The 21,005-nt window shown below is 61.6% G+C and carries 16 protein-coding genes, 1 tRNA gene and 1 pseudogene; 8 read left to right on the top strand and 10 right to left on the bottom strand.

Going from position 1 to position 21,005, the window contains the following annotated elements; translation table 11 throughout:
* Positions 1-1,217 (bottom strand): annotated as a pseudogene (locus EN861_RS35515) (hypothetical protein); the annotation flags it as partial.
* A gap of 323 nt (positions 1,218-1,540) precedes the next feature.
* On the opposite strand from EN861_RS35515, the gene EN861_RS21135 reads away from it, so the two are divergent.
* On the top strand, positions 1,541-2,494 hold the full coding sequence (locus tag EN861_RS21135; RefSeq protein ID WP_135865365.1) for a transglutaminase-like cysteine peptidase: 954 nt from the start codon (positions 1,541-1,543) through the stop codon (positions 2,492-2,494).
* Positions 2,495-2,625: 131 nt separating this feature from the next.
* On the opposite strand, the gene EN861_RS21140 is transcribed toward EN861_RS21135, so the two are convergent.
* The 6 genes from EN861_RS21140 to EN861_RS21165 all read right to left on the bottom strand — a co-directional run bounded on the left by EN861_RS21140 (position 2,626) and on the right by EN861_RS21165 (position 9,107).
* A complete protein-coding gene (locus EN861_RS21140) occupies positions 2,626-3,267 on the bottom strand; it encodes a ribbon-helix-helix domain-containing protein (RefSeq protein WP_127276192.1) in 642 nt (213 codons plus the stop codon).
* Positions 3,257-4,546 carry an HlyD family type I secretion periplasmic adaptor subunit gene (locus EN861_RS21145; protein WP_127873135.1) on the bottom strand — a complete coding sequence of 430 codons (1,290 nt, stop codon included), beginning with the start codon at positions 4,544-4,546 and terminating at the stop codon, positions 3,257-3,259. Before EN861_RS21145 ends, EN861_RS21140 begins: the two co-directional genes overlap by 11 nt.
* 50 nt (positions 4,547-4,596) lie before the next feature.
* The gene (locus EN861_RS21150) at positions 4,597-6,729 is read right to left on the bottom strand and encodes a type I secretion system permease/ATPase (protein WP_127276188.1); all 2,133 of its coding nucleotides are present in this window, start codon (positions 6,727-6,729) and stop codon (positions 4,597-4,599) included.
* Positions 6,730-6,768: 39 nt separating this feature from the next.
* Positions 6,769-8,217: a TolC family protein gene (locus EN861_RS21155; protein ID WP_127276186.1), complete on the bottom strand. Its 1,449-nt coding sequence runs from the start codon at positions 8,215-8,217 to the stop codon at positions 6,769-6,771.
* Between the two features lie 343 nt (positions 8,218-8,560).
* Positions 8,561-8,635 (bottom strand) — tRNA-Gln (locus EN861_RS21160).
* A gap of 127 nt (positions 8,636-8,762) precedes the next feature.
* Positions 8,763-9,107 carry a VOC family protein gene (locus EN861_RS21165; protein ID WP_127276184.1) on the bottom strand — a complete coding sequence of 115 codons (345 nt, stop codon included), beginning with the start codon at positions 9,105-9,107 and terminating at the stop codon, positions 8,763-8,765.
* A 226-nt stretch (positions 9,108-9,333) separates the two neighbouring features.
* On the opposite strand from EN861_RS21165, the gene ppdK reads away from it, so the two are divergent.
* The 3 genes from ppdK to EN861_RS21180 all read left to right on the top strand — a co-directional run bounded on the left by ppdK (position 9,334) and on the right by EN861_RS21180 (position 14,131).
* The gene (gene ppdK / locus EN861_RS21170) at positions 9,334-12,012 is read left to right on the top strand and encodes a pyruvate, phosphate dikinase (RefSeq protein WP_135865367.1); all 2,679 of its coding nucleotides are present in this window, start codon (positions 9,334-9,336) and stop codon (positions 12,010-12,012) included.
* Between the two features lie 118 nt (positions 12,013-12,130).
* The gene (locus EN861_RS21175) at positions 12,131-13,234 is read left to right on the top strand and encodes a glycosyltransferase family 9 protein (protein WP_135865369.1); all 1,104 of its coding nucleotides are present in this window, start codon (positions 12,131-12,133) and stop codon (positions 13,232-13,234) included.
* A gap of 156 nt (positions 13,235-13,390) precedes the next feature.
* Positions 13,391-14,131: a polysaccharide deacetylase family protein gene (locus EN861_RS21180; protein WP_135865371.1), complete on the top strand. Its 741-nt coding sequence runs from the start codon at positions 13,391-13,393 to the stop codon at positions 14,129-14,131.
* A 270-nt stretch (positions 14,132-14,401) separates the two neighbouring features.
* On the opposite strand, the gene EN861_RS21185 is transcribed toward EN861_RS21180, so the two are convergent.
* Positions 14,402-14,791 (bottom strand): DUF427 domain-containing protein, encoded by a 390-nt coding sequence (locus EN861_RS21185; protein WP_127276175.1) that lies wholly within the window; start codon positions 14,789-14,791, stop codon positions 14,402-14,404.
* A 127-nt stretch (positions 14,792-14,918) separates the two neighbouring features.
* Positions 14,919-15,272 carry a hypothetical protein gene (locus tag EN861_RS21190; protein WP_127276173.1) on the bottom strand — a complete coding sequence of 118 codons (354 nt, stop codon included), beginning with the start codon at positions 15,270-15,272 and terminating at the stop codon, positions 14,919-14,921.
* A gap of 334 nt (positions 15,273-15,606) precedes the next feature.
* On the opposite strand from EN861_RS21190, the gene EN861_RS21195 reads away from it, so the two are divergent.
* On the top strand, positions 15,607-17,235 hold the full coding sequence (locus EN861_RS21195) for a fatty-acid--CoA ligase (RefSeq protein WP_135865373.1): 1,629 nt from the start codon (positions 15,607-15,609) through the stop codon (positions 17,233-17,235).
* A gap of 78 nt (positions 17,236-17,313) precedes the next feature.
* Positions 17,314-18,099: a DUF1499 domain-containing protein gene (locus EN861_RS21200; protein WP_135865375.1), complete on the top strand. Its 786-nt coding sequence runs from the start codon at positions 17,314-17,316 to the stop codon at positions 18,097-18,099.
* A 63-nt stretch (positions 18,100-18,162) separates the two neighbouring features.
* Here EN861_RS21200 and EN861_RS21205 read toward each other — a convergent pair whose 3' ends face one another.
* Positions 18,163-19,071, bottom strand: a complete 909-nt coding sequence (locus EN861_RS21205; RefSeq protein WP_135865377.1) for an MBL fold metallo-hydrolase — start codon at positions 19,069-19,071, stop codon at positions 18,163-18,165.
* 115 nt (positions 19,072-19,186) lie between these two features.
* Between EN861_RS21205 and EN861_RS21210 the strand changes: the two genes are divergently transcribed.
* Complete coding sequence (locus EN861_RS21210) at positions 19,187-19,777, top strand: biotin transporter BioY (RefSeq protein ID WP_127281119.1); 591 nt, start codon at positions 19,187-19,189, stop codon at positions 19,775-19,777.
* 95 nt (positions 19,778-19,872) lie between these two features.
* Positions 19,873-20,898, top strand: coding sequence for an NAD-dependent epimerase (locus tag EN861_RS21215; protein WP_135865379.1), 1,026 nt, complete (start codon positions 19,873-19,875; stop codon positions 20,896-20,898).
* Positions 20,899-21,005 lie beyond the last annotated feature (107 nt).

Below are 21,005 nucleotides of genomic sequence, written 5' to 3' on the forward strand. Positions count from 1 at the left end.
GTCGTTGCCCCAGAACCCGTCACGCCGCTCACCGCGGCGCCGTCGGCACCCTTGGTGTCGGCGCCGGCCGCATTGCCGTCGCTGCCGACGCCGGTAATCACGTTGCCGCTCGCCGTGCCGCCTTCCGAGACGCTGTCCGTGTCGGCAACCGCCGTCGGCACGTCATCGATGATGGCAACGGCAAAGGTCGTGCTCGCGGTGTCGCCGTCGACATCCGTGACGGTGATGCTGAAAGTGTCGGGAACCGTGTCGTTGGCGTCGTATCCGGTCGTGTGAACGGGATGGGTAACCGACTCGGTGACCGTGTAGTCATACTGGATGGCACCCGTGCCAGGATCGAACGACAGGATCGTGATGTAGCCGAACTCGCCCGCGATTTGCTGGTTAACGCCGGTCACGGTGGTGCCGTTGATGACGATCGAGCCGATGCCATCGGGTGCGTCGATGCTGATCGTGCCGACGCCGGAGGTTTCGGAGTTGCTTGGTGCGTCGCTGCCCGGCGATTGTTGCGAGCCGCCATCGAGGCCGGTTTCGCTGGCCGCCTGGCCAGGGTCGGTCAGGGACATGGCCACCACGGAGACGCCCCTGTCGACCAAGGAAGGGAACAGCTCGCGATGATCCAGCTGCCCAAAATGCAGGTCAGTCGGCGGCAGCAATGCCGAAAGGCCGAAGCCGTCGCCGATCCCGCCGGCAGGCTGTTCGAAATTGCCGCCGGCGCTCGAGGCCGAACCTCCCGGGCCCGCCGAGATGGAACCATCCGTGCCAAACGCGACATCGACATGGCTCGCTTCCAGCGCGGCGATCAAGGCCACGCGCGGCACTTCGACTTCGCCGATGATGAAGGTCGGCACATTCAGGGCGCCGTCCTTGATGACGATGACCGAGCCGTCCGCCTGCTCGAGCACGAGGTTGTGCCCGTCGACCTTGATGTTGTCGATCGAGACATTGGCGGGAAGTCTGACGACGTTGCTTGCGTCGGCGACGTATTCGTGTGGGGCATTTGCCGCTGGCGGAGCAGCCGCTGGCGCACCGCCGCCGACATCGACGGGCACGGGTTCGGCCGAAGCCGGCGCCGTTTGGGCCGGTGCCGCCGCCTGCTCGGCCGGTGCGGCCTGCGCCACCAACTGGATCGGCGCTGTCAGGTCCTGGTGATCGTTGGAGACGGAATGCTCGTCCCACGAGTTCGAAACGTTGTCCAATTCAATACTGGTCGCCATAGCTTAAACCCCTCCGGCATTTCCCGGAAAGAGACAGGTGGCGCCTCGACTTTGCAACGGTCCATCAATCCATTCTATATATTTGGATATGCCTGCGATAACTTTTTTTACGCTTGGTAAACTGTGAACATATAATCAGTTATATGTTGTCTTGGACGCATGGCGCTTCGCCGCGAGCGATGCGAACAATCCGGTAAATAGAAGTATAAATACGTGTAAAATTTTACTCAAATTAGCAAACCGATTATACAGGAAAGTTATCCACCTTCCTTTCCAGTAATTTGAGACAAGATTGGTAGCGTCCACGGTCAAAGGTGGGCGTCATGAAAAAACAAAAGAATGCTCCGGGGAAGAGCAAGCTCAAGCTGCTTCTGCTGGCAGTGGGGATGGCCGGCTCGGCGCAACCAGCCCTTGCCGGGCCGGTCGTCAGGGATTTCCTGCCCGAAACAGCGCTGCTTGGGACGGTCCAGGCGCCGCATGGTCTCGGCGGTATTTCGCTGCAAAGGTACCAGCCCTGGCAGCCGGCCGCCCCCTACCAGATCAGCCTTGTCCTGAACGGCTACAGTCCCGTTCCAGCGCAAGACGGCTCCAGCGCCTCGACCGCGCAAGAAGGCAGGGGGGTCGACCCGATGCAGACTGCGTCGATTATCCCGGGCGTGTTCGGGTCGGTTGCATTGTCCATGCGCAATTTTCCCGTTTCGGCGCGCTGGGCACCGGTCTACCAGGCCATAACCGGTTGCACCGTGGGCAGTCCCTGTGACCACAAGAGCCCGGCCTTCGCGGCCATGGTCTCGGCCGCCCAAGGCAAGGGCTTTGTCGAAAAACTGTCATTCATCAACAGCGGCATCAACCACCTGATCGCCTACAAGAAGGACAGCGTCGTTTACGGCAAGCTCGACTACTGGGCGAAACCTTCGGAAATCCTCGCCAATCGCGCCGGTGACTGCGAGGACTTCGCCATCCTCAAGATGACGGCGTTGCTGAGGGCCGGCATTCCGGCACGCAGCATGTCGCTCGTCGTTCTCCAGGACCGCAAGCGAGGTTTCTTCCACGCCGTGCTTTCGGTGAGCACTGCAGGCGGCGCTTACATTCTCGACAGTCTCAACAACACGGTGCTCAAGGACAGCGCGCTCCCGGACTACCAGCCACTGTATTCGTTCAGCACCGACCGGGCATGGATCCACGGGTCCAAACCGGGGGCCGCGCAGATGGCCGACGTCAAGGGCGGTTTCGAAACCGTCGCGCCTGGCGAAGGCGCGCTGCTGGAAGTCAAGTAAAGGCAAGGTGGTCGCTTCCTGTCCCGGCTCAATGCCGAGAGCAATTCCGGGAAAAGTGCGCAGCGCTTTGCCATTGGGAATTGCCGTGAAAACAAGGAGATGGAACGGTTTCCGCGAAAGGATGAGCCGCTCTATCCGTTGAAGACAAAAGCCATCAGCAATTCCAGGTCCTGCACCGGGGCGCGCACCACGTTCAGCTGGCCCCGGTAGCGGCGCTCGCCGGCACCGATCACAAATCCGCTCGCAACGGCAACGTCGCCATTGGTGTCAAGGCGCGCGAATATATCCGCCACGTTGAGATCCAGCGCCAGCTTCAGGTCCTGCCGCGTGTCCTGGTCGAATGCTGTCGGCAACTGCCGTTTGACCAGTTGCTGGAACGACGCATTGAACGTCACGATCTTCTTCGTCGATGCCAAGGCGAAAGCCGGCGACGGACAGGCAAGCAGAATGGCGTTTACCGTCCTGATCGACGCAAGCTTGCGCAGGTTCAGGTTCTCGTTCCCCGATTCGCGTATGCAGGCGACCCGAATTGCCGAGGTCAGGTTTCCTTTTTCCGCGTGACTTTCGGCGATCTCGTCGACCAGCATGCCGATCGTGCATTTGCGGCTCTCGGCCATCTGCTTCAGCGAAACCCAGAAAGCCCGCTCAAGACGGATGCCGCGCCTTACGCCGCCGCGCGCCACGACGCGGAACTCGAGCTCGAAATCTTCTGTCGGGAGCGGCAGAAGCAAACGGTCTTTCAAGGTCCGGGGAGAGATGGCGTTATCGCTCACTCATTGCCTCCTGACGTGCCTTGTTGATCGGCTTCAGCAGGTAGCTCAGGATCGTCTTGCGCCCGGTCTTGATATCCACGGAACAGATCATGCCGGGGATGATCGAATATGCCTTTCCGTCTCGCACCAGTGTCGATTTCTCGGTTGCAACACGCACCTGATAATAGGGTTCGCCCGTCTTCTGATCGACCAGGCTGTCCGCGGTAATGTTGGAAACCTTGCCTTCGATGCCGCCAAAGATCGAGAAGTCGTAAGCCGTGACTTTTATCAAGGCATCCTGATCGGGGCGGATAAAGGCGACATCGCGGGGCGAAACACGTGCTTCTACCAGCAATGTCTCGGAAGTAGGCACGATGCCGGCTACGACAGTACCGGGCTGGACGAAGGCGCCGACGGTGTTCAGTTCCATCGTGTTGACGATACCGTCCACCGGCGAGCGGATATCCGTTCGCGCGACCTTGTCGGTCGCGCCGCGAATGGTTTCGTCCACCACCGAAAGATCGGCCAAGGCCTGCGTCAGGTCATCGAGTGCTTCCTGCTTCAATTGCAGCCCGAGTTCCTCGACCTGGAGCTGCGCCTCGGTGATCGCCGACTTGGCTTTCTTTATCGTCTCGCCGGCCAGGTTCAATTGGCCGTTGAGTTCGGTTTGCTCCTGCTCGACCTTGAGCTGCTCGGTCCTTGCCATCAGACCCTTCTTGACCATCGCCTCGACCAGCGTCGCCTGTTGGTCGCTCACAGCCAGGTTTTTTGTCAATCGGTCGAGATTGGCGTTCGCTTCGTCGAGTTCCTTTTCGCGCTGGTCGAGGCGCGACTTGAGCACCGACAGCTTGTTGTCGAAGTTTTCGCGTCGGGCAACGAGGAGATTTTGCTCGTTGTCGCAGATTTCCGGCGCCACCGCCTGAATGTCCTGCGGACATGGAAACGATCCGCTGATGCTGCCGCTCTGTTCGTATTTGAGCCTGGCGATGCGTGTCTGCAGGGCTCGCGCCTTGGCTTGCTGTTCGCCGAGGCTGGACGTGTTCAAAGTATTGTCGAGACGAATGATAAGGTCGTTCTTCCTGACGACCTGCCCCACCTTCACGGCGATTTCCTGAACGACGCCCGGCTCGCTGGCCTGGATGACCTGGGTCTTGGAGGCCGGTATGACCTTGCCATCGCCACGCGCGATCTCGTCGACCTCGGCGAATGATGACCAGGCGACAAAGGCGACGAAGAGCGCCGCTATGATGAATATGGACGCCGTCGCGAAAAGCGGCGGGCGGTCTTCTCTGGCAAGCATTTCCTACGCCCCGTTATTATATCGGGTTTAGCCCGATATAATTTGTTCATTCAGGAATTGGTTCTCTGCAGCGCCTGAATGACTTGTTCTTTTGGCCCGTCAGCAACGATCCTTCCTTGTTCGACAACAATAAGGCGATCGGCCAGTTCGAGCATGCTGAAGCGATGCGTCGAGACGATCAGCGTCGTGTTGCGGTCAAAAGCGGTCTTCAGTTGCTTGATCAGCTGTCGTTCCGAAGCCAGGTCCATCGAGCCGGACGGTTCATCCAGAAAGACGATCTTCGGCTTGGTCAAAAGCAGCCGGGCAATCGCCACCGTCTGTCTCTGCCCGCCGGAAAGATTGGTGCCTCGCTCGCCGACATTCATGTCGTAGCCGCGTGGATGGCGAGAGACGAACTCGTCGACGCCGGCGGCTTTTGCAGCTTCGATGATCTGCTCGTCGGTCGCCTCCGGAGATGCCATGAGCAGGTTCTCCTTCACGGTGCCCGAAAACAGATCGCCAGCTTGCGCGACGATGCCGACGGCGGCGCGCACCTCCGACGGGTGATACTGGCGGATGTCGATGCCATCCAGCAGCAGCTCGCCCGAGCTCGGCAGGAAAAGCCTGCCGATCAGGCGTCCCATCGTCGTCTTGCCCGACCCGATGCGGCCGATGATGCCGATGCGTTCGCCCGGTTTCACCGAGAAGTTCAGGCCGGACAGAACCTCGTTTTCCGATCCGGGATAGACGAAGCCGACATTCTTGAACGTCATCGCTCCATTGCGGATCGGGCGATTGACAAAGCCCACCGTGTCCGGCCGGTCCTCCGGTTGGGACATGATGGAATTCACCATTCTCAAGGAGAGCATGGCCTGGCGAAATCTCGACAAGGTGATCGCGATCTGGCCGAGCGGAGCCACGGCCCGGCTCGCCAGCATCACCGTTCCGATAATGGCTCCTGTCGATACATGCCCTTCCGAAAAGGCATAGGCTCCGGCCACGACCAGGGCGACCGTCACAAGCTGCTGGATGGCCTGGGTGATGTTGCCGGCCGCGGCCGAGAGCTGCTTGATCTTCTCGGAGGTGTTGGCCGCATTCTTCGAATGCTCGCCCCACTTCCTCAGCAAATAGGCTTCGGCGCGCAGCGACTTGATTGTTTCCAGCGTGGAGATGGACTCGACCAGCAAGGCCTGGCGCTGGGATGCTTCGTTCATCGAGGCGGCGACCCGTTTGCCGATGCGATGTTGCGTGACGAGGCCGACGATTACCGACGCCACAAATGCCAGGGCCGGTATGATGACCAACCAATCGCCGATCGCGTAGATGACCAGCAGGAAGATGAAGACAAAGGCCGTGTCGATGAAGACGCTGATGGTGTTGGAGGTGAAAAACTCCCTGACGAACTCATATTGAGTGACACGGTTGGCATATTCGCCGGTCGAGCCAGGTCGCGCGGACAAGGATGAATTCAGCACCTTCTCGAACAGCAGATACGATATCCGCAGGTCCGCCTTGCGCCCGGCATAGTCGATGAGCGAGGCGCGGGCCGTCTTCAGGAGCAGGTCGAAGAGAATGACGGCACCGATACCGATCGCCAACACCCAGAGCGTCGATATCGCCTTGTTCGGCAATATACGGTCATAGACGTTCATGGTGAAGATCGGCGAGGCGATGGCCAGCAGGTTGATGAAAATCGCCGACAGCACGACCTTCGAATAGGTGCGCCAGAAAGCGCCCATCGTTCCCGTCAGCCAATGGCGCCGTTCGATCTGCTGCGCCGACCCGACCTTCATGCCTTCGGTGGCGTTGGCATAGGTGATCGAGAAGGATACGCCGCCACTGATGTAACTCGCGGCCAGCTCGGATTTGCCGATAGTCGTGCGCCCGTCTTCCTGCGGCGCCGTGAGATACCCGTCGCCATCGATTTCGGCCAGCAGGGCGATCGGCAACTGGCTGACACGGAAGATAATTGCCGGAAGATCGACGCGACCGCGCAGGAAGTCGCGATGATTGAATTCGTGGGTCTCGAGACCGATGCGTTCGGCAAGATGCCGGATCTCGGTGACCTCGATGCGCGTGTCCGAAATCGGCACCCCGGCAAACAGCACGGTCTCCGCACTCGGCCTGCCGAGATAGGCCGCAATCGCCGAAAAGCAGGCCTTGAACGCCTCCTTGGGCGACAGAATATGTGGCTGCTGATTCACGATCCGCCCGCCAGGACCCTCAACCTCCCTTACACCGGCTCACTTCTTCCTGACCGGGGCAAGGATGTCGAAGGGTATATCGTTCGTCTGTTCCGACGGGGTCCGTGCATAGGTTTCGGTGTCCGCGGTCTCCGGAACCGCAAATTCATCTTTGGCGTAGGCCGTGGCCTGCTTCGGCGGATGGATGTCCATCGTTTTCAGCAACTGCCCGGTCGCTGCCAGAAGCCGATATTGCGCAAAGAGCGATGCGTAGGACGCGGTGTCCGCCAGCGTCGCTGTGTTGAACCGCGTATTCTGCGCATCCAGCACATCGAGCAGCGAGCGCTGTCCGACCTTGAACTGCTCGCGATAAGAAGCAACCAGCTTCTCGTTGGTAGCGGCTTGCAGCTTCAGGGTCTTTGCCAGATCGGCTTGCCGGAAGCGGCGATCCCACGACGTGCGAACGGCTTCTTCGATCTCCCGCAGAACCTGATGCAGCCCAAGCCGCTGCTCGCTGGCGCGGCGGATCTGCTCCTGCTCATTGGCTTTGTCGATGCCGCCCCGGTACAGATTCCACCGCAGCACCACCCGTGCTTGCAGATCGGACGTGTCTCCATTGTCGCCGTCAATGTCGTATCCGGCCCGGGCAACGCCTTCGGCGACGACCGAAGGGCCGTATTTCGCCCGCGCGGCGTCAACCTGCGAGGCGGCGGCGGAAATATCGCTATTGGCCATGTGGACGCGCGGATTGTTCTCCCGCGCAATGCCCAGTGCGTCGTCCAGCGACCTTGGCAGCGCAGAGGAAACATCGCCTGGCCGCGATGCATTGGTCAGCGGCTTCCCAACGGTCTTGAAGAAGCGGATCCTCGAGGCCTCGAGTTCCTCGGCGGCTTCCTGCATGCGGGCCTTGGCCGCGAACAAGCGCTCCTCCGCCTGTTGCCGGTCGGCTTCGTTCAACCCGCCGCCTGCTATGCCTTCCCTGATGTCGTGGAGAATCGCTTGGTGAAAGCCCAGATTCTTCTTTGCCTCTGCCACGATCGAGGCCTGAAGCATGTATTCCAGGTAATCCTGGACAACCGACAGCCCGATGAACTCGGATCGCTCCAGCACGCGGAACGAGGCGCCATCGACCCGCGAGGCCTGACGGTTGAGTTCGGCTCGCCTTGCGCCACTATCATAAAGCGTTTGCGAAACTGTCAGGTCGGTCTCCGCGGGATAAAGAGCGTCGTGCTCGATGGAGAGCGCGCGGCGGGAGGAGTTGTCCAGACGGCGAGCACCAGCGGATGCCTCGACATCGACGCTTGGGAGATAAAGCCCTTTTGCCTGTCTCAGTTCGAACTCGATCGCCTCACGGTTTTCGATGGCCTGGCCGATTTCCGGATTGGATTCCACCGCAACCGCCATGGCCTCCTTGAGTGTCAGTGCATGCGCGCTCCAGCAACTCAGCATGGTAGCCGTCATCAAGAGACCAACGCTCATGACCTTGGTCGACAGACCTGTCGTCTTCATTTTCCCACCCACGTTTCCCCGCGCTTTGTTAAGAGCGCCCCAGCCGGGCTTGGCGCCTGGCCTTGTTGACTATCTTGCAAATTACCGTGAGCGTTTCATTATTAAGCTGTGACTAAATCACAGAATCCAGACAGACGGCCAAAGAATGTAGCAAAAATGGCACACATTTGAGACGCTGGTGGGGACCAAGTGCCGGTATTGAAACTTGAAACACCGAGACAGGATACGGAGATGGCCAACAGGACGCTTGTTCTGACAATATCCTGATGAGTACGCATGCCTGCAAATAAAGTGCGCTTGGCGCGGCGTTTTTGAGCAGGGCCGATTCGGTGCGTGCTGCGCTTGGCTGGGGCGCCAGGATTCGAACCTGGGAATGTCGGTACCAAAAACCGATGCCTTACCACTTGGCGACGCCCCAATAGCCGTCAGAGTCGCTGTGCGGCGCGTTATTAGCAGAGCAGCCGAAAAGCACAATGCTTATGAGCAGCCGCGAAGGCACTCGCCTGACCAGCAGTGCGATTGCCTCCAGATGATCCACAAACGGACTATACGGACCACACGGCCAACTCGTTGCCGGCTGGGTCGACGAAGTGGAAGCGTCGGCCGCCGGGGAATGGGAATATCGGCTTGACGATCGTTCCGCCGGCGCTTTCGACCGCGCGAAGGGTTTCTTCCAGATTCTCACTGTAAAGCACAGGCAGCGGCTTGGCCGGCGCTTCCCCTGCATCAGCCTGAAAACCTCCTTCCAGCCCCTCGGCAAAGGCCGAATAGGTTGGTCCATAGTCGGTGAACGACCATCCAAAGGCAGCGCTGTAGAAGCCCTTCAGCCGGTCCAGCGTGCCGCCGGTCGCCGGCATTTCCAGATAGTCCAGTTTTCCAGGCCGTTTCATGGGACACCTCTTTGTTCCCTTTATGTTCTAGACATCGAACATTGAGGTGGCAAGTCTTTTTGACGCATCCGGGGGCATGGCTTTTTCTTAATCGATTGTAGCGACCCGACGGCTTTGGCCGGCGCTTGCCTTTCGCACTGCAGCATCATATCGCTCCAAAGTCGGACACGGGCGGAGCTTTCCGTTTCGCCAATCTTTCCAATCTCCTGCAACCGGAGAGCAAAGCATGACCAAATGGGTTTTCACCTTTGGCGATGGTGCGGCGGAAGGCCGTGCCGGCGACAAGAATCTGCTGGGCGGCAAGGGCGCCAATCTGGCCGAGATGTGCAGCCTGGGCCTGCCGGTGCCGCCGGGCTTTACGATCACCACCGAGGTCTGCAATGCCTACTATGCCAATGGCCGTACCTACCCGGCGGGATTGGAAGCCGACGTCGCTGTCGCGCTCGACCATATCGGCCGGCTGACCGGCCGCCGGTTCGGCGACCCTTCGAAGCTGCTCCTGGTTTCGGTGCGTTCCGGCGCCCGGGCGTCGATGCCCGGCATGATGGACACGGTGCTCAATCTCGGATTGAACGACGAGACGGTCGAGGCCCTGGCCTCCGATTCCGGCGATGCGCGCTTTGCCTATGACAGCTACCGCCGTTTCATCCAGATGTATTCCGATGTCGTCATGGGCCTCGATCACGAGGTGTTCGAGGAAATCCTGGAAGACCAGAAAGCCAGCCTCGGCCATGAACTCGACACCGAGCTGACGGCCATCGAATGGCAAGGCGTCATCGCGCTCTACAAAGCCAAGGTCGAGGAAGAGCTCGGCCGGCCGTTCCCGCAGGATCCGCACGAGCAGCTCTGGGGCGCGATCGGCGCCGTGTTTTCGAGCTGGATGAACAACCGCGCCATCACCTACCGGCGCCTGCACGATATTCCCGAAAGCTGGGGCACGGCGGTCAATGTTCAGGCCATGGTGTTCGGCAATATGGGCGAGACCTCGGCCACCGGCGTTGCCTTCACCCGCAACCCGTCGACCGGCGAAAAGCAGCTCTATGGCGAGTTCCTGGTCAACGCGCAGGGCGAGGATGTCGTTGCCGGCATCCGCACGCCGCAGAACATCACCGAGGCGGCGCGCATCGCGGCGGGTTCCGACAAGCCGTCACTGCAGAAGCTGATGCCCGACGCCTTCCAGTCGTTCGTCACCATTTCCGACAGCCTGGAAAAGCACTATCGCGACATGCAGGATCTCGAATTCACCATCGAGCGCGGCAAGTTGTGGATGCTGCAGACCCGTGCCGGCAAGCGTACCGCCAAGGCGGCGCTCAGGATTGCCGTCGAAATGGCCAGGGACGGACTGATCACCAAGGAGGAAGCGGTCACGCGCATTGATCCGGCTTCGCTTGACCAGTTGCTGCACCCGACCATCGACCCGAAAGCCGCGCGCGACGTCATTGGCGTCGGCCTGCCGGCGTCCCCCGGGGCCGCCACCGGTGAGATCGTCTTTTCCTCCGGCGATGCCGAGGACCTGAAGACGCAAGGGCGCAAGGCGATCCTGGTGCGCATAGAGACCAGTCCGGAAGATATCCACGGCATGCACGCGGCCGAAGGTATCCTGACCACGCGCGGCGGCATGACCAGCCACGCGGCGGTTGTCGCGCGCGGCATGGGCAAGCCTTGTGTGTCCGGCGCCGGCTCGCTGCGCGTCGACTACAGGGCCGGCACGCTGCTCTCGATGGGCCAGACCTTCCGCAAGGGCGACATCATCACCATCGACGGCGGTAACGGCCAGGTGCTCAAGGGCTCCGTGGCGATGCTGCAGCCGGAATTGTCAGGCGATTTCGCGGCCATCATGGAGTGGGCGGACGCGGTTCGCCGCATGAAGGTGCGCACCAACGCCGAAACGCCTCTCGATGCCCGCATGGCGCGCTCCTTCGGCGCCGAAGGCATCGGGCTTTGCCGGACCGAACACATGTTCTTCGACGGCGCGCGCATCGTCGCCATGCGCGAGATGATCCTGGCCGACACCGAGAAGGACCGGCGCGCCGCGCTGGCCAAGCTTCTGCCCATGCAGCGCTCGGATTTTCTGGAACTGTTCGAAATCATGGCCGGCCTGCCGGTGACGATCCGCCTGCTCGATCCGCCGCTGCACGAATTCCTGCCCAAGACCGAAGCCGAACTCGCCGAGGTCGCGGTCGCCATGAACGTGTCGCCCGACAAGCTCAGGCAGCGCACCGAGGCGCTGCACGAATTCAATCCGATGCTCGGCCATCGCGGCTGTCGGCTCGCCGTCTCTTACCCGGAGATCGCCGAGATGCAGGCGCGCGCCATTTTCGAGGCCGCTGTTGAGGCCGGCAAGAAAGCCGGCGCGCTGGTGGTGCCCGAGATCATGGTGCCGCTGGTCGGCCTGGTGAAGGAACTCGATTATGTGAAGGCGCGCATCGATGCGGTCGCCAAGAGCGTCATGGATGAGAGCGGCGTCAAGATCGACTACCTCACTGGAACCATGATTGAGCTCCCCCGCGCGGCGATCCGCGCCCATGTCATCGCCGAGTCGGCCGAGTTCTTCTCCTTCGGCACCAACGACCTCACCCAGACCACCTTCGGCATCTCGCGCGACGATGCGGCGTCCTTCCTGGAAACCTACCGCCAGAAGGGCATCATCGAGCAGGATCCGTTCGTCTCGCTCGACATTGACGGTGTCGGTGAACTGGTACGCATGGCGGCGCAAAAGGGCAGGGCGACGCGGCCCGGCATCAAGCTTGGCATTTGCGGCGAGCATGGCGGTGATCCCTCGTCGATCCGCTTCTGCGAGGAGGTCGGGCTCGACTACGTCTCCTGCTCGCCCTACCGCGTGCCGATCGCCAGGCTGGCGGCAGCCCAGGCCGCGGTGCAGGCAGCGAAGACGGGGCGTGGATAGACTGGTACGGAGCTTAAGGTTTGTAGGAAAATTCACGTGAACGTGCTGGCGACATAGCGTAATCTCGACACTGTTCTCGACCAATTTACGGATGACCGCCAATTGCTTCCGGAAACAGATGTTGCAGATATCACCCGCTCCGTTCCGCTCGATCCTGATCATTCAAACGAAGTTTGTAGGCGATATCGTCCTCGCCTCGACACTCGCCAGGAACCTGCGGCTCGAATTCCCTAACTCCAGGATCGTGTTCCTCTGCGAAGCGCATTTCGAGAGCTTCGTGGTTGCGCATGGCATCGCTTCCGAGGTGGTTGCGTTCAGGCGAGCCAGCATGCGGGGTACCCTGCTGCAACGCGCAAAAGAGCTCTATGCCGTGGTGCGGGCGCTGCGTGGCTTTCGCTTCGACCTGACGATCGACCTGACCGATTCCAAGACCTCTCGGCTTGTCAGCGGGTTCGTCAACGCCAGGACACGCGTCGGCTACAATCCTTCCGAGAGGCCGCTGAAGCTGTTGGAGCGGCAGCCCGCCAATGTGTTTGCCAAGCCATTCGGGTTTGGCGGCCAGCATTTTGTCTATCGCTATCTCTCCCCTCTTGAAGCACTCGGCATCGATCTGCACGCCACGGTACCGAGCATCAAGCCGCTGCCATTCGAGGCCGAGAAAGCCCTGGCGCTCCTGGGCAGGCACCATATCCACCCGAACGCCTTCATCGCCGTGCATGCGGGCGCCAGTTTCAAGGGCCGGCAATGGCAGCCCGAACGGTTCGCGGAGGCGATTGACGAGATCGCGGCCGAAACCGGACTGGGTGTCGTCCTGGTCGGGGGGCCAGACGAACGTGAAACCGCCGCGCGGATCGTCGCCGGGACGGCGACGCAGGTGGTCGACCTGGTTGGAGAGCTGTCGCTCGAGAGCCTGCTGGCGGTCCTGGAACAGGCCCGGATGTTTCTTGGCAACGAAAGCGGCCCGATGCACATGGCCGCTGCCGCGGGTACCCCGGTTGTCGGCCTTTTCGGCTTGACCAATCCGTCGCGCTGGGGACCTGTCGGCGTGCCCAGCATCGCGCTTCGGCCGTCAATGCCATGTGATTGCGTGGCCAAGGATCTGTGCCGCCGGACCGACCCCAGCAAGGCGTGCTGCGTTTGGCGCCTGGAGGTGAAGCCGGTCGTCGAAGCGGCGCGCGAGGTTCTGGCGCGCACCGAGATGAAACAGGAACGCGCTGTCTGAGCGGTGATCGATCGGCAAGGCTGTCGTCCAACAGCTCGTTCTCAGTCGGTCAAATTGCCGCGCCAGGCGTTTTTCTGCTATCCATCGTCCCGATTTCCGCCTTCATGCGGGTTTTGGGTTACCGGCTTGAAATCGCCGGTCAGGAATTCGGGTTCGATGCGTCTGCTGCAAAAAAATCTCTGCATGATCGCCATGTCGATGGCGCTGCTATCCAGCGCCCATGCCGCGCCGCTGGTCGAACCCACGCTGCACATCAAGCCGGCTGCAAGCGGAACCGGTCGCGTCGCGCTCACGCTCGATGCCTGCGGCGGCAAGACCGACACGCGCATTCTCTCGGCGCTGGTGGACAACAGGATACCGGCCACCATTTTCGTCACCGGCATCTGGCTGAAGCGCAACGCCGAGGCCGTCGCGATCATGCGGGCGCATCCCGACCTGTTCGAACTGGAAAATCACGGCGGCCGCCATGTTCCGGCGGTCGACACGCCACAGAAAATCTATGGCATACGCAGCGCCGGCAGTCCCGAAGCGGTAGCGGCCGAGGTCGAGTCGGGCGCCGCCGCACTTGCCGGGACCGGCGAGCCGGCGCCGAAATGGTTCCGCGGCGCAACCGCCGAATATAGCCCCTCGGCCATTGCAATGATCCGCAAGCTCGGCTTCAAGATTGCCGGCTTCTCGATCAATGGCGATGGCGGCTCGCTGCTCGGCGCCAAGGAGACGGCCAAGCGTATCGCCGCGGCCAAGGATGGCGACGTCATCATCGCTCATATCAACCAGCCGACCCATGCCGCAGGCGAGGGCGTTGTCCAGGGCCTGCTGGCGCTCAGGGACAAGGGCATGACCTTCGTGCGGCTCGACGACGCCGACGGGACGGGCAATCACGGCACCACCGAGTAGAACGGTTCAAAACCGATCGAGAGCGGTTCAGTGTTCGATAGAATGTCTGACCCGCTCTAACTTCTTGTTTTTACGCAATTCCCGAGGGGAAGCGCTACGCGCTTCTCCCGGGAAAACCGCTGCGCACTTTTCCTGGAATTGCTTGTCTTATGACTTTCGTTGCCGAAGGGTCGAGAATGGACCGCCGGGAGAGGGTGCCAGCCCTCTCGTCGGCGGCGAGGGTCGGATCTGAACCTCAATGCACTCTCAAGTGCCTTCGCGCTGAAGCGTTCAGTCCGGCTTGGCTTCGATGGTGACCTTGCTGGCGTAGAACGCGCCGTGGTCGCGGATGTCGGTCATCTCGTCGAACGGTTGGCGGTAGGCCCACATCGCATCCTTGCCCGCTTCGCCCGCCGGCAGCACGCTCCAATAGCTGGCGTCACCCTTGTAGGGGCAGTGGGTCGAGTGGTCCGTTCGGCTGAGCTTGTCGAAATCGATGTCGGCGAACGGAATGTAGAAGGCGGCGGGGTAAGGGGCCTCCGTCAGCACCTTCGCCTTCGCGGACGAAGCGATGACCGTATCGCCGGCGCGGACCGTGACGGTGCCGGAATAGGGCTCTATCGTGATGATCTTGTCGGGATTGCGCTGAAAGCCGGGTGCCGGGTTGGCGATCTTGTCCATGTTGGTTCCTCTTGCCCCGACCTTAAGTGTGGTGGACGGCCGGATTGCGCAAGCCCGTAGTCGCAAACAAAACAGACGCCATGCGCTCGTGCGTGGCGCAAGATAGCCTTCGGGTTGCCGCGGAAATTCAGGCGGCGGTTTTGAAGGCGTCCATCAGCCCGGCATAGGCGGCCGCGATGCCCGCCACCGGGTTGCTGCTTCTCGAAATGGTCTCGACTTTCAGCGCCCCGCCGCCGGTTGGCAAGGTGAGCAGGAGGAACTGGCGATTGCCGCCATCGCCGACGGATGCCGCCGCGACGTGCTGGCCTTCCCCTTCGTTCTGGACGCACATCTTGAACAGCAGCGTGCCGCCGACCGCTTCGAGCGCGCCGCCGACAACTTCGACGAACTCGTCTTCGGAAACAGTCTTTTCGTCCGGCACCAGATCGGCCAGGCTTTCGGCAAGTGTACTCTCGAGAACCTTATCGTCGAGCGTGTCCATGCGAACCTCTTTCAGTCGCCAATCGCACCCCTTTGCCCGTTAACGAAACTTAACACCGACGATGGCCGGATTGTGGCGCTTTTTGCTGTCGGTCCGATCACCGGAGTTTACCTCGATGCAACGTATTTGAAGCCCCTGACATTCGACTGGCGGCAGGACCAGCCAAATGGACTCAAAAAGCGTCCGGATTCAATCGTTTGCCAATACGGGTCGAACTCCGACTTTCGTCCGCTGCGCTCTTGGATGGCTGGACAATTCCCGGGTTCGCTTCACAATGCGATCAAAAGGGTGAAGCGAAAAGCTCGGGGGCGAAAAGCGTGAGGGAGGGAACGGCATGCTGGGATTGATGCAGGAATGGCCGCTGCTGTGCCACAAGCTGATCGACAACGCTGAAAGGCAGCATGGTGTGCGCGAGATCGTGTCGCGTTCGATCGAGGGGCCGATCGTGCGCACCACCTACGCCGACATCCATCGTCGTTCCCTCAAGGTCGCCCAGCGCTTGGAGCGCGACGGTTTTGCCTTGGGCGACCGCATCGCGACGCTGGCCTGGAACACTGCCCGCCACATCGAGGCCTGGTATGGCACCATGGGCATCGGCGCTATCTACCACACCCTCAATCCGCGCCTGTTTCCCGAACAGATCGTCTGGATCATGAACCACGCCGAGGACAAGGCCGTTTTCGTCGACATCACCTTCATCCCGTTGCTCGAGAAGATCGCTGGTGCCGTCAACTCGCTGAAGAAGGTGATCGTGCTCACCGACAAGGCGCACATGCCGCAAACGACCTTGCCCTGTGTCGTAGCCTACGAGGACTGGCTCGATGAGGTCGATGGCGACTTCACCTGGAAGACCTTCGACGAAGGCACCGCCGCCGGCATGTGCTATACGTCCGGCACGACGGGTGACCCCAAGGGCGTCGTCTACAGCCATCGCTCGAACGTGCTTCATGCCATGATCGCGGCCATGCCCGACGCCATGGGCCTGTCGGCGCGCGACACGATCCTGCCGGTGGTGCCGATGTTCCACGCCAATGCCTGGGGCCTTGGCCAGAGCGGCCCGATGATGGGCTCCAAGCTGGTCATGCCTGGCTGCAAGATGGACGGTGCCTCGATCTATGAGTTGCTCGACCAGGAGAAGGTCACATTCAGCGCCGCCGTGCCGACCGTGTGGATGATGTTGCTCCAATATCTGGAGGAGACCGGCAAGACACTTCCCCATCTCAACAAGGTCGTGATCGGCGGGTCGTCGTGCCCGCGCGCGATCATGACGAAGTTCCAGAACAATTACGGTGTCCAGGTCATCCACGCCTGGGGCATGACCGAAATGTCGCCGCTCGGCACGCTGTGCACCTTGAAGCCGGACTATGCAGGCCTTGACGGCGAGGCTCGGCTCGACGTCCAGAGCAAGCAGGGTTACCCGCCCTTCGGCGTCGAAATGAAGGTGACCGACGACGACGACAACGCGCAGCCCTGGGACGGCAAGACGTTTGGCCGGCTCAAGGTACGCGGTCCGGCAGTCGCTCGCGCCTATTATGGCGGTGTGGGCGCGGAGCAGTTCGATGAGGATGGCTGGTTCGATACCGGAGACGTCGCTCATATCGATGCCGGGGGCTACATGCAGATCACCGACCGCGCCAAGGACGTCATCAAGTCCGGCGGCGAATGGATTTCGACCATCGACCTGGAGAATCTGGCCGTCGGCCACCCCGATGTTGCGGAAGCGGCGGCCATCGGCGTCCAGCATTCCAAATGGGGCGAGCGGCCCTTGCTGGTCGTCGTCGCCAAGCCGGGCAAGGAACCGACCAAGGCCGAGATTCTCGATTTCATGGATGGCAAGGTGGCCAAATGGTGGATGCCGGACGACGTCGCTTTCGTCGGTGAGATACCGCACACCGCCACCGGCAAGATCCAGAAGATCACCTTGCGTCAGCAGTTCAGGGACTATCGCTTGCCGACGGATTGAGGGGATGTTGCGTGTTTCGGCTTCAAGCCGCCGCAAAAAGGCACTAAACCTCCGTCCGGGTTGGGGCAGCAGAGAATAATGGTTAGCATTCCCGAACGGCAAACGTCGAAGGCTGCCAGCTGGTCGCGGCGAACGGCCGCCTTTTCGGCGGTGCTTTTGCTGACGAACTTTGTCGGCCATCGCTTCGGCCTCGTTCAAACGCCGGTGTTCCTGTGGGTGTTGGGCATTGTCGCCCTGCTGGCGGCGCTGGCGCTGTTGTTTGCCGGCCTGGCCTTTGCGAGGCTGTGGAATTTTGGTGACCGTGGTGGCCGCGATCTCACCGTCGGCGCCGTGTTGGCGCTGCTGGTGCTCACCCCCTATGGCGTTGCCGCCTACTGGGCGACGATCTATCCGCCGCTGCGGGACATCTCGACCGATTTCGATGAACCGCCCGCGCTCGATGTCGGTGACCGGACCAAGGACATGAACGTGCTGTCTCCGCCGACGCCGGGTGAGCAGAGTTTGCAGACCGACAGCTATCCATTGGTCACCGCACGCAGCTACGACCTGCCATTTGAGACCATCGTCAACGCCGTTGAAACCGTGCTCGACCGGCGCGGCTGGGACCTTTCGGAGCCTTATCCCGAAGTCGCCGGACAGACAGAGGTGACCATCACCGCCATTGCCTCGAGCTTCGTTCTCGGCCTTCCCGCCGACGTCGCCATTCGCGTCATGGATGACGGCGACACGGTCATCGTCGACATGCGCTCGGCCTCGCGTTACGGCCGCCATGACCTTGGCGACAATGCCGCGCGCATCACCGATTTCTTGGCGGAACTGGATCAGGAAGTCGCCGGCCAGGTCGGCGCGGCGCCGGCCGAGTAGCCATTTCCGCGCGAATTCGCGCCCGCGACGGCGGTAGGGTGAACGCTTGGGCGTGGGGCAGGCCTATCGGCCCGGCGTGAAAATGCCATCCATGGCCGGGGCGGCGTTTGTCGCCACGACGCCGCGCACCACCAAATCCTCCAGATGGGCAAGCACCGACAGGCCGGCGGCGCCGTGCAGCCGAGGATCGGTATCCCTGTAGATCGCCCTGACCATGTCGGGAATTGTCCTGTCGCCGGCTCTGATCCGCTCCAGTATGGCCCGTTCGCGCATCTTGCGATGCGTCTTCAGTCCGCGCATGAAAGCGCGCGGCGCTGTCACCGGTCCGCCATGGCCAGGCAGCAGCAGGCGATCTCCGCGCTCGATCAGCCGGTCGAGCGATGCCATGTAATCGGCCATTGCCCCGTCCGGCGGCGCGACGATGGAGGTTGCCCAGCTCATGACATGATCGGCTGAAAACAGGATTCCGGTGCCTTCCAGCGCGAAAGCCGCGTGATTGGCGGTGTGGCCGGGCGTCAGCACCGTCCGGATCGCCCAGCCGTCGCCGCTGACCAGTTCGCCGTCCGGTAACGCGACGTCGGGAATGAAAGCGGTGTCGGCGCTGGCGTCGAGCGCATTGGTTTCACCGATATGCAAGGGTCTCGCCGGCCGGTGCGGTCCCTCCGCCAGCACCTGGGCGCCGGTGCGTTCCTTCAACCGGGCCGCCAGCGGGGAATGGTCGCGATGCGTGTGGCTGACGAAGATGTGGCTGACCGGCCGTCCGGCGATCACGTCAAGCAAGGTCCGCAGATGCCCCTCGTCATCCGGCCCGGGATCGATCACCGCCAGCGTGTCACGTCCCACGACATAGCTGTTGGTGCCATGAAAGGTGAAGGGACTGGGATTGCGGGCCGTGACACGTTGCACGTCGGGGGCCACGCTTACGCCTTGGCCATAAGCGGGGTCGAAGCTGGTATCGAATTTGAGAGCCATGTCGGCACATTGTTCCCGGAACGGCAAAACCGATTGCCGCATAGCACGCAAGCCAATATAGGAAAACGCAAGACCGCGATTTCTGGTTCGCGGCAAGATTGAATTGGGGAAGATCATGACAACCGCAACGACGACGCGCCCGCTTGTTTTTCTGGCCTTGCCGCAAGATGGTGCCGCGCGGCTGGCGACGCAGTTTTTCCTGGCGATTGCCGGGACACTGCTGTTGACCCTTTCGGCCAAGACCAGGGTAGTGCTCGGGCCTGTCGATATCTCGATGCAGACGCTCGCCGTCTTCCTGATCGCCGCCGCCTTCGGCATGCGGCTCGGCGTCGCCACTTTGCTGCTCTACATGGCGGAAGGCGCGATGGGCTTCCCGGTCTTCCAGGGCACGCCGGAAAAAGGCGTCGGCATCGCCTATATGCTCGGTTCGACCGGCGGCTATCTCGCCGGCTTCGTGGTCATGGCGGCGATTGTCGGCTGGGCCGCCGACCGCGGCTGGGACCGTCATCCGATCAAGCTCTTCAACGCCATGCTGGTTGCCGAAGTGGTGATGATGGCAATGGGTTTTGCCTGGCTGGCGCTGCTCATCGGCCCGGAAAAATCCTGGCAGTTCGGCGTCGTGCCGTTCATCGTCGGCGACCTGATCAAGGTGGCTCTCGCGGCCAGCCTCGTGCCGGCCGTCTGGTCATTGCTGAAGCGCTCCTGATTTGAGAACATCCGGCCCGGATCACTTCGGGCCGGAGCTTGGCCTGCGATGAGCTCGGGCCTGTTTCCCAGCCATGTCACGGACGGGCGTTTCTGATGAAGGTTCTGGTCACCGGCGCTGCCGGCTTCATAGGCTATCATGTCGCCAGGCGGCTCCTGGAGCGCGGTGACGAGGTTGTCGGCATCGACAGCATCAACGACTACTACGACCCTGAGATCAAGGAGGCGCGGCTGCGGCTGCTGGCCGAGGCGGGTCGCGGCACCAATGCCGGCTATCATTTCATCCATGGCAATCTCGCCGACCGCAGCGTGGTCGACGGCTGCTTTGCCGACCACGCCTTCGACCGGGTGATCCACCTGGCCGCGCAGGCAGGCGTGCGCTACAGCCTGGAAAACCCACACGCCTATGTCGAAAGCAACATCGTTGCTTTCACCAACATGCTCGAGGCCTGCCGCGGCAGCCGTGTCGGGCACCTGACCTATGCCAGCACCTCCAGTGTCTATGGCGCCAACACCGACATGCCGTTTTCCGAGCATCGCCCGGCCGACCATCCCTTGCAGTTCTACGCCGCCACCAAGCGCGCCAACGAACTGATGGCGCACAGCTACAGCCATCTGTTCGGCCTGCCCACCACGGGGCTGCGTTTCTTCACCGTGTACGGTCCCTGGGGGCGCCCGGACATGGCGCTGTTCCTGTTCACCAGGAGCATCCTGGCCGGCGAGCCGATCAAGCTGTTCAACAACGGCAACCACACGCGCGACTTCACCTATGTCGAGGACATCGCCGAAGGCGTGATCCGCGCCAGCGACAGCCCCGCCGCGGCCAACCCGGCCTGGGATTCCAGCCATCCGGATTCGGCGACCAGCAGCGCGCCCTGGCGCATCTTCAACATCGGCAACAACAATCCGGTGAAGCTGACCGCCTATGTCGAGGCGCTGGAAAACGCGCTTGGCCGCAAGGCCGTGATCGAACTCCTGCCGCTGCAGGCCGGCGACGTGCCCGACACCTTCGCCGACACTTCGGCACTGCAAGCTGCGGTCGGCTACCGCCCCCGGACCTCCGTCACGGAGGGGGTTGGGCGGTTCGTCGAGTGGTACCTGGGTTATTTTGGGCAGCGTTGAGCGTGATGAACGCGTTCTTGGCCACGTAAAGACCTGCTCTCGGTCGAAAAAGACCAGGAACAAAAATATGTGCTAGTCTCCCCAAGTCATCAGACGGTGGGGATTGC

It is taken from the genome of Mesorhizobium sp. M8A.F.Ca.ET.218.01.1.1, assembly GCF_004791165.1.
Lineage (GTDB): Bacteria > Pseudomonadota > Alphaproteobacteria > Rhizobiales > Rhizobiaceae > Mesorhizobium.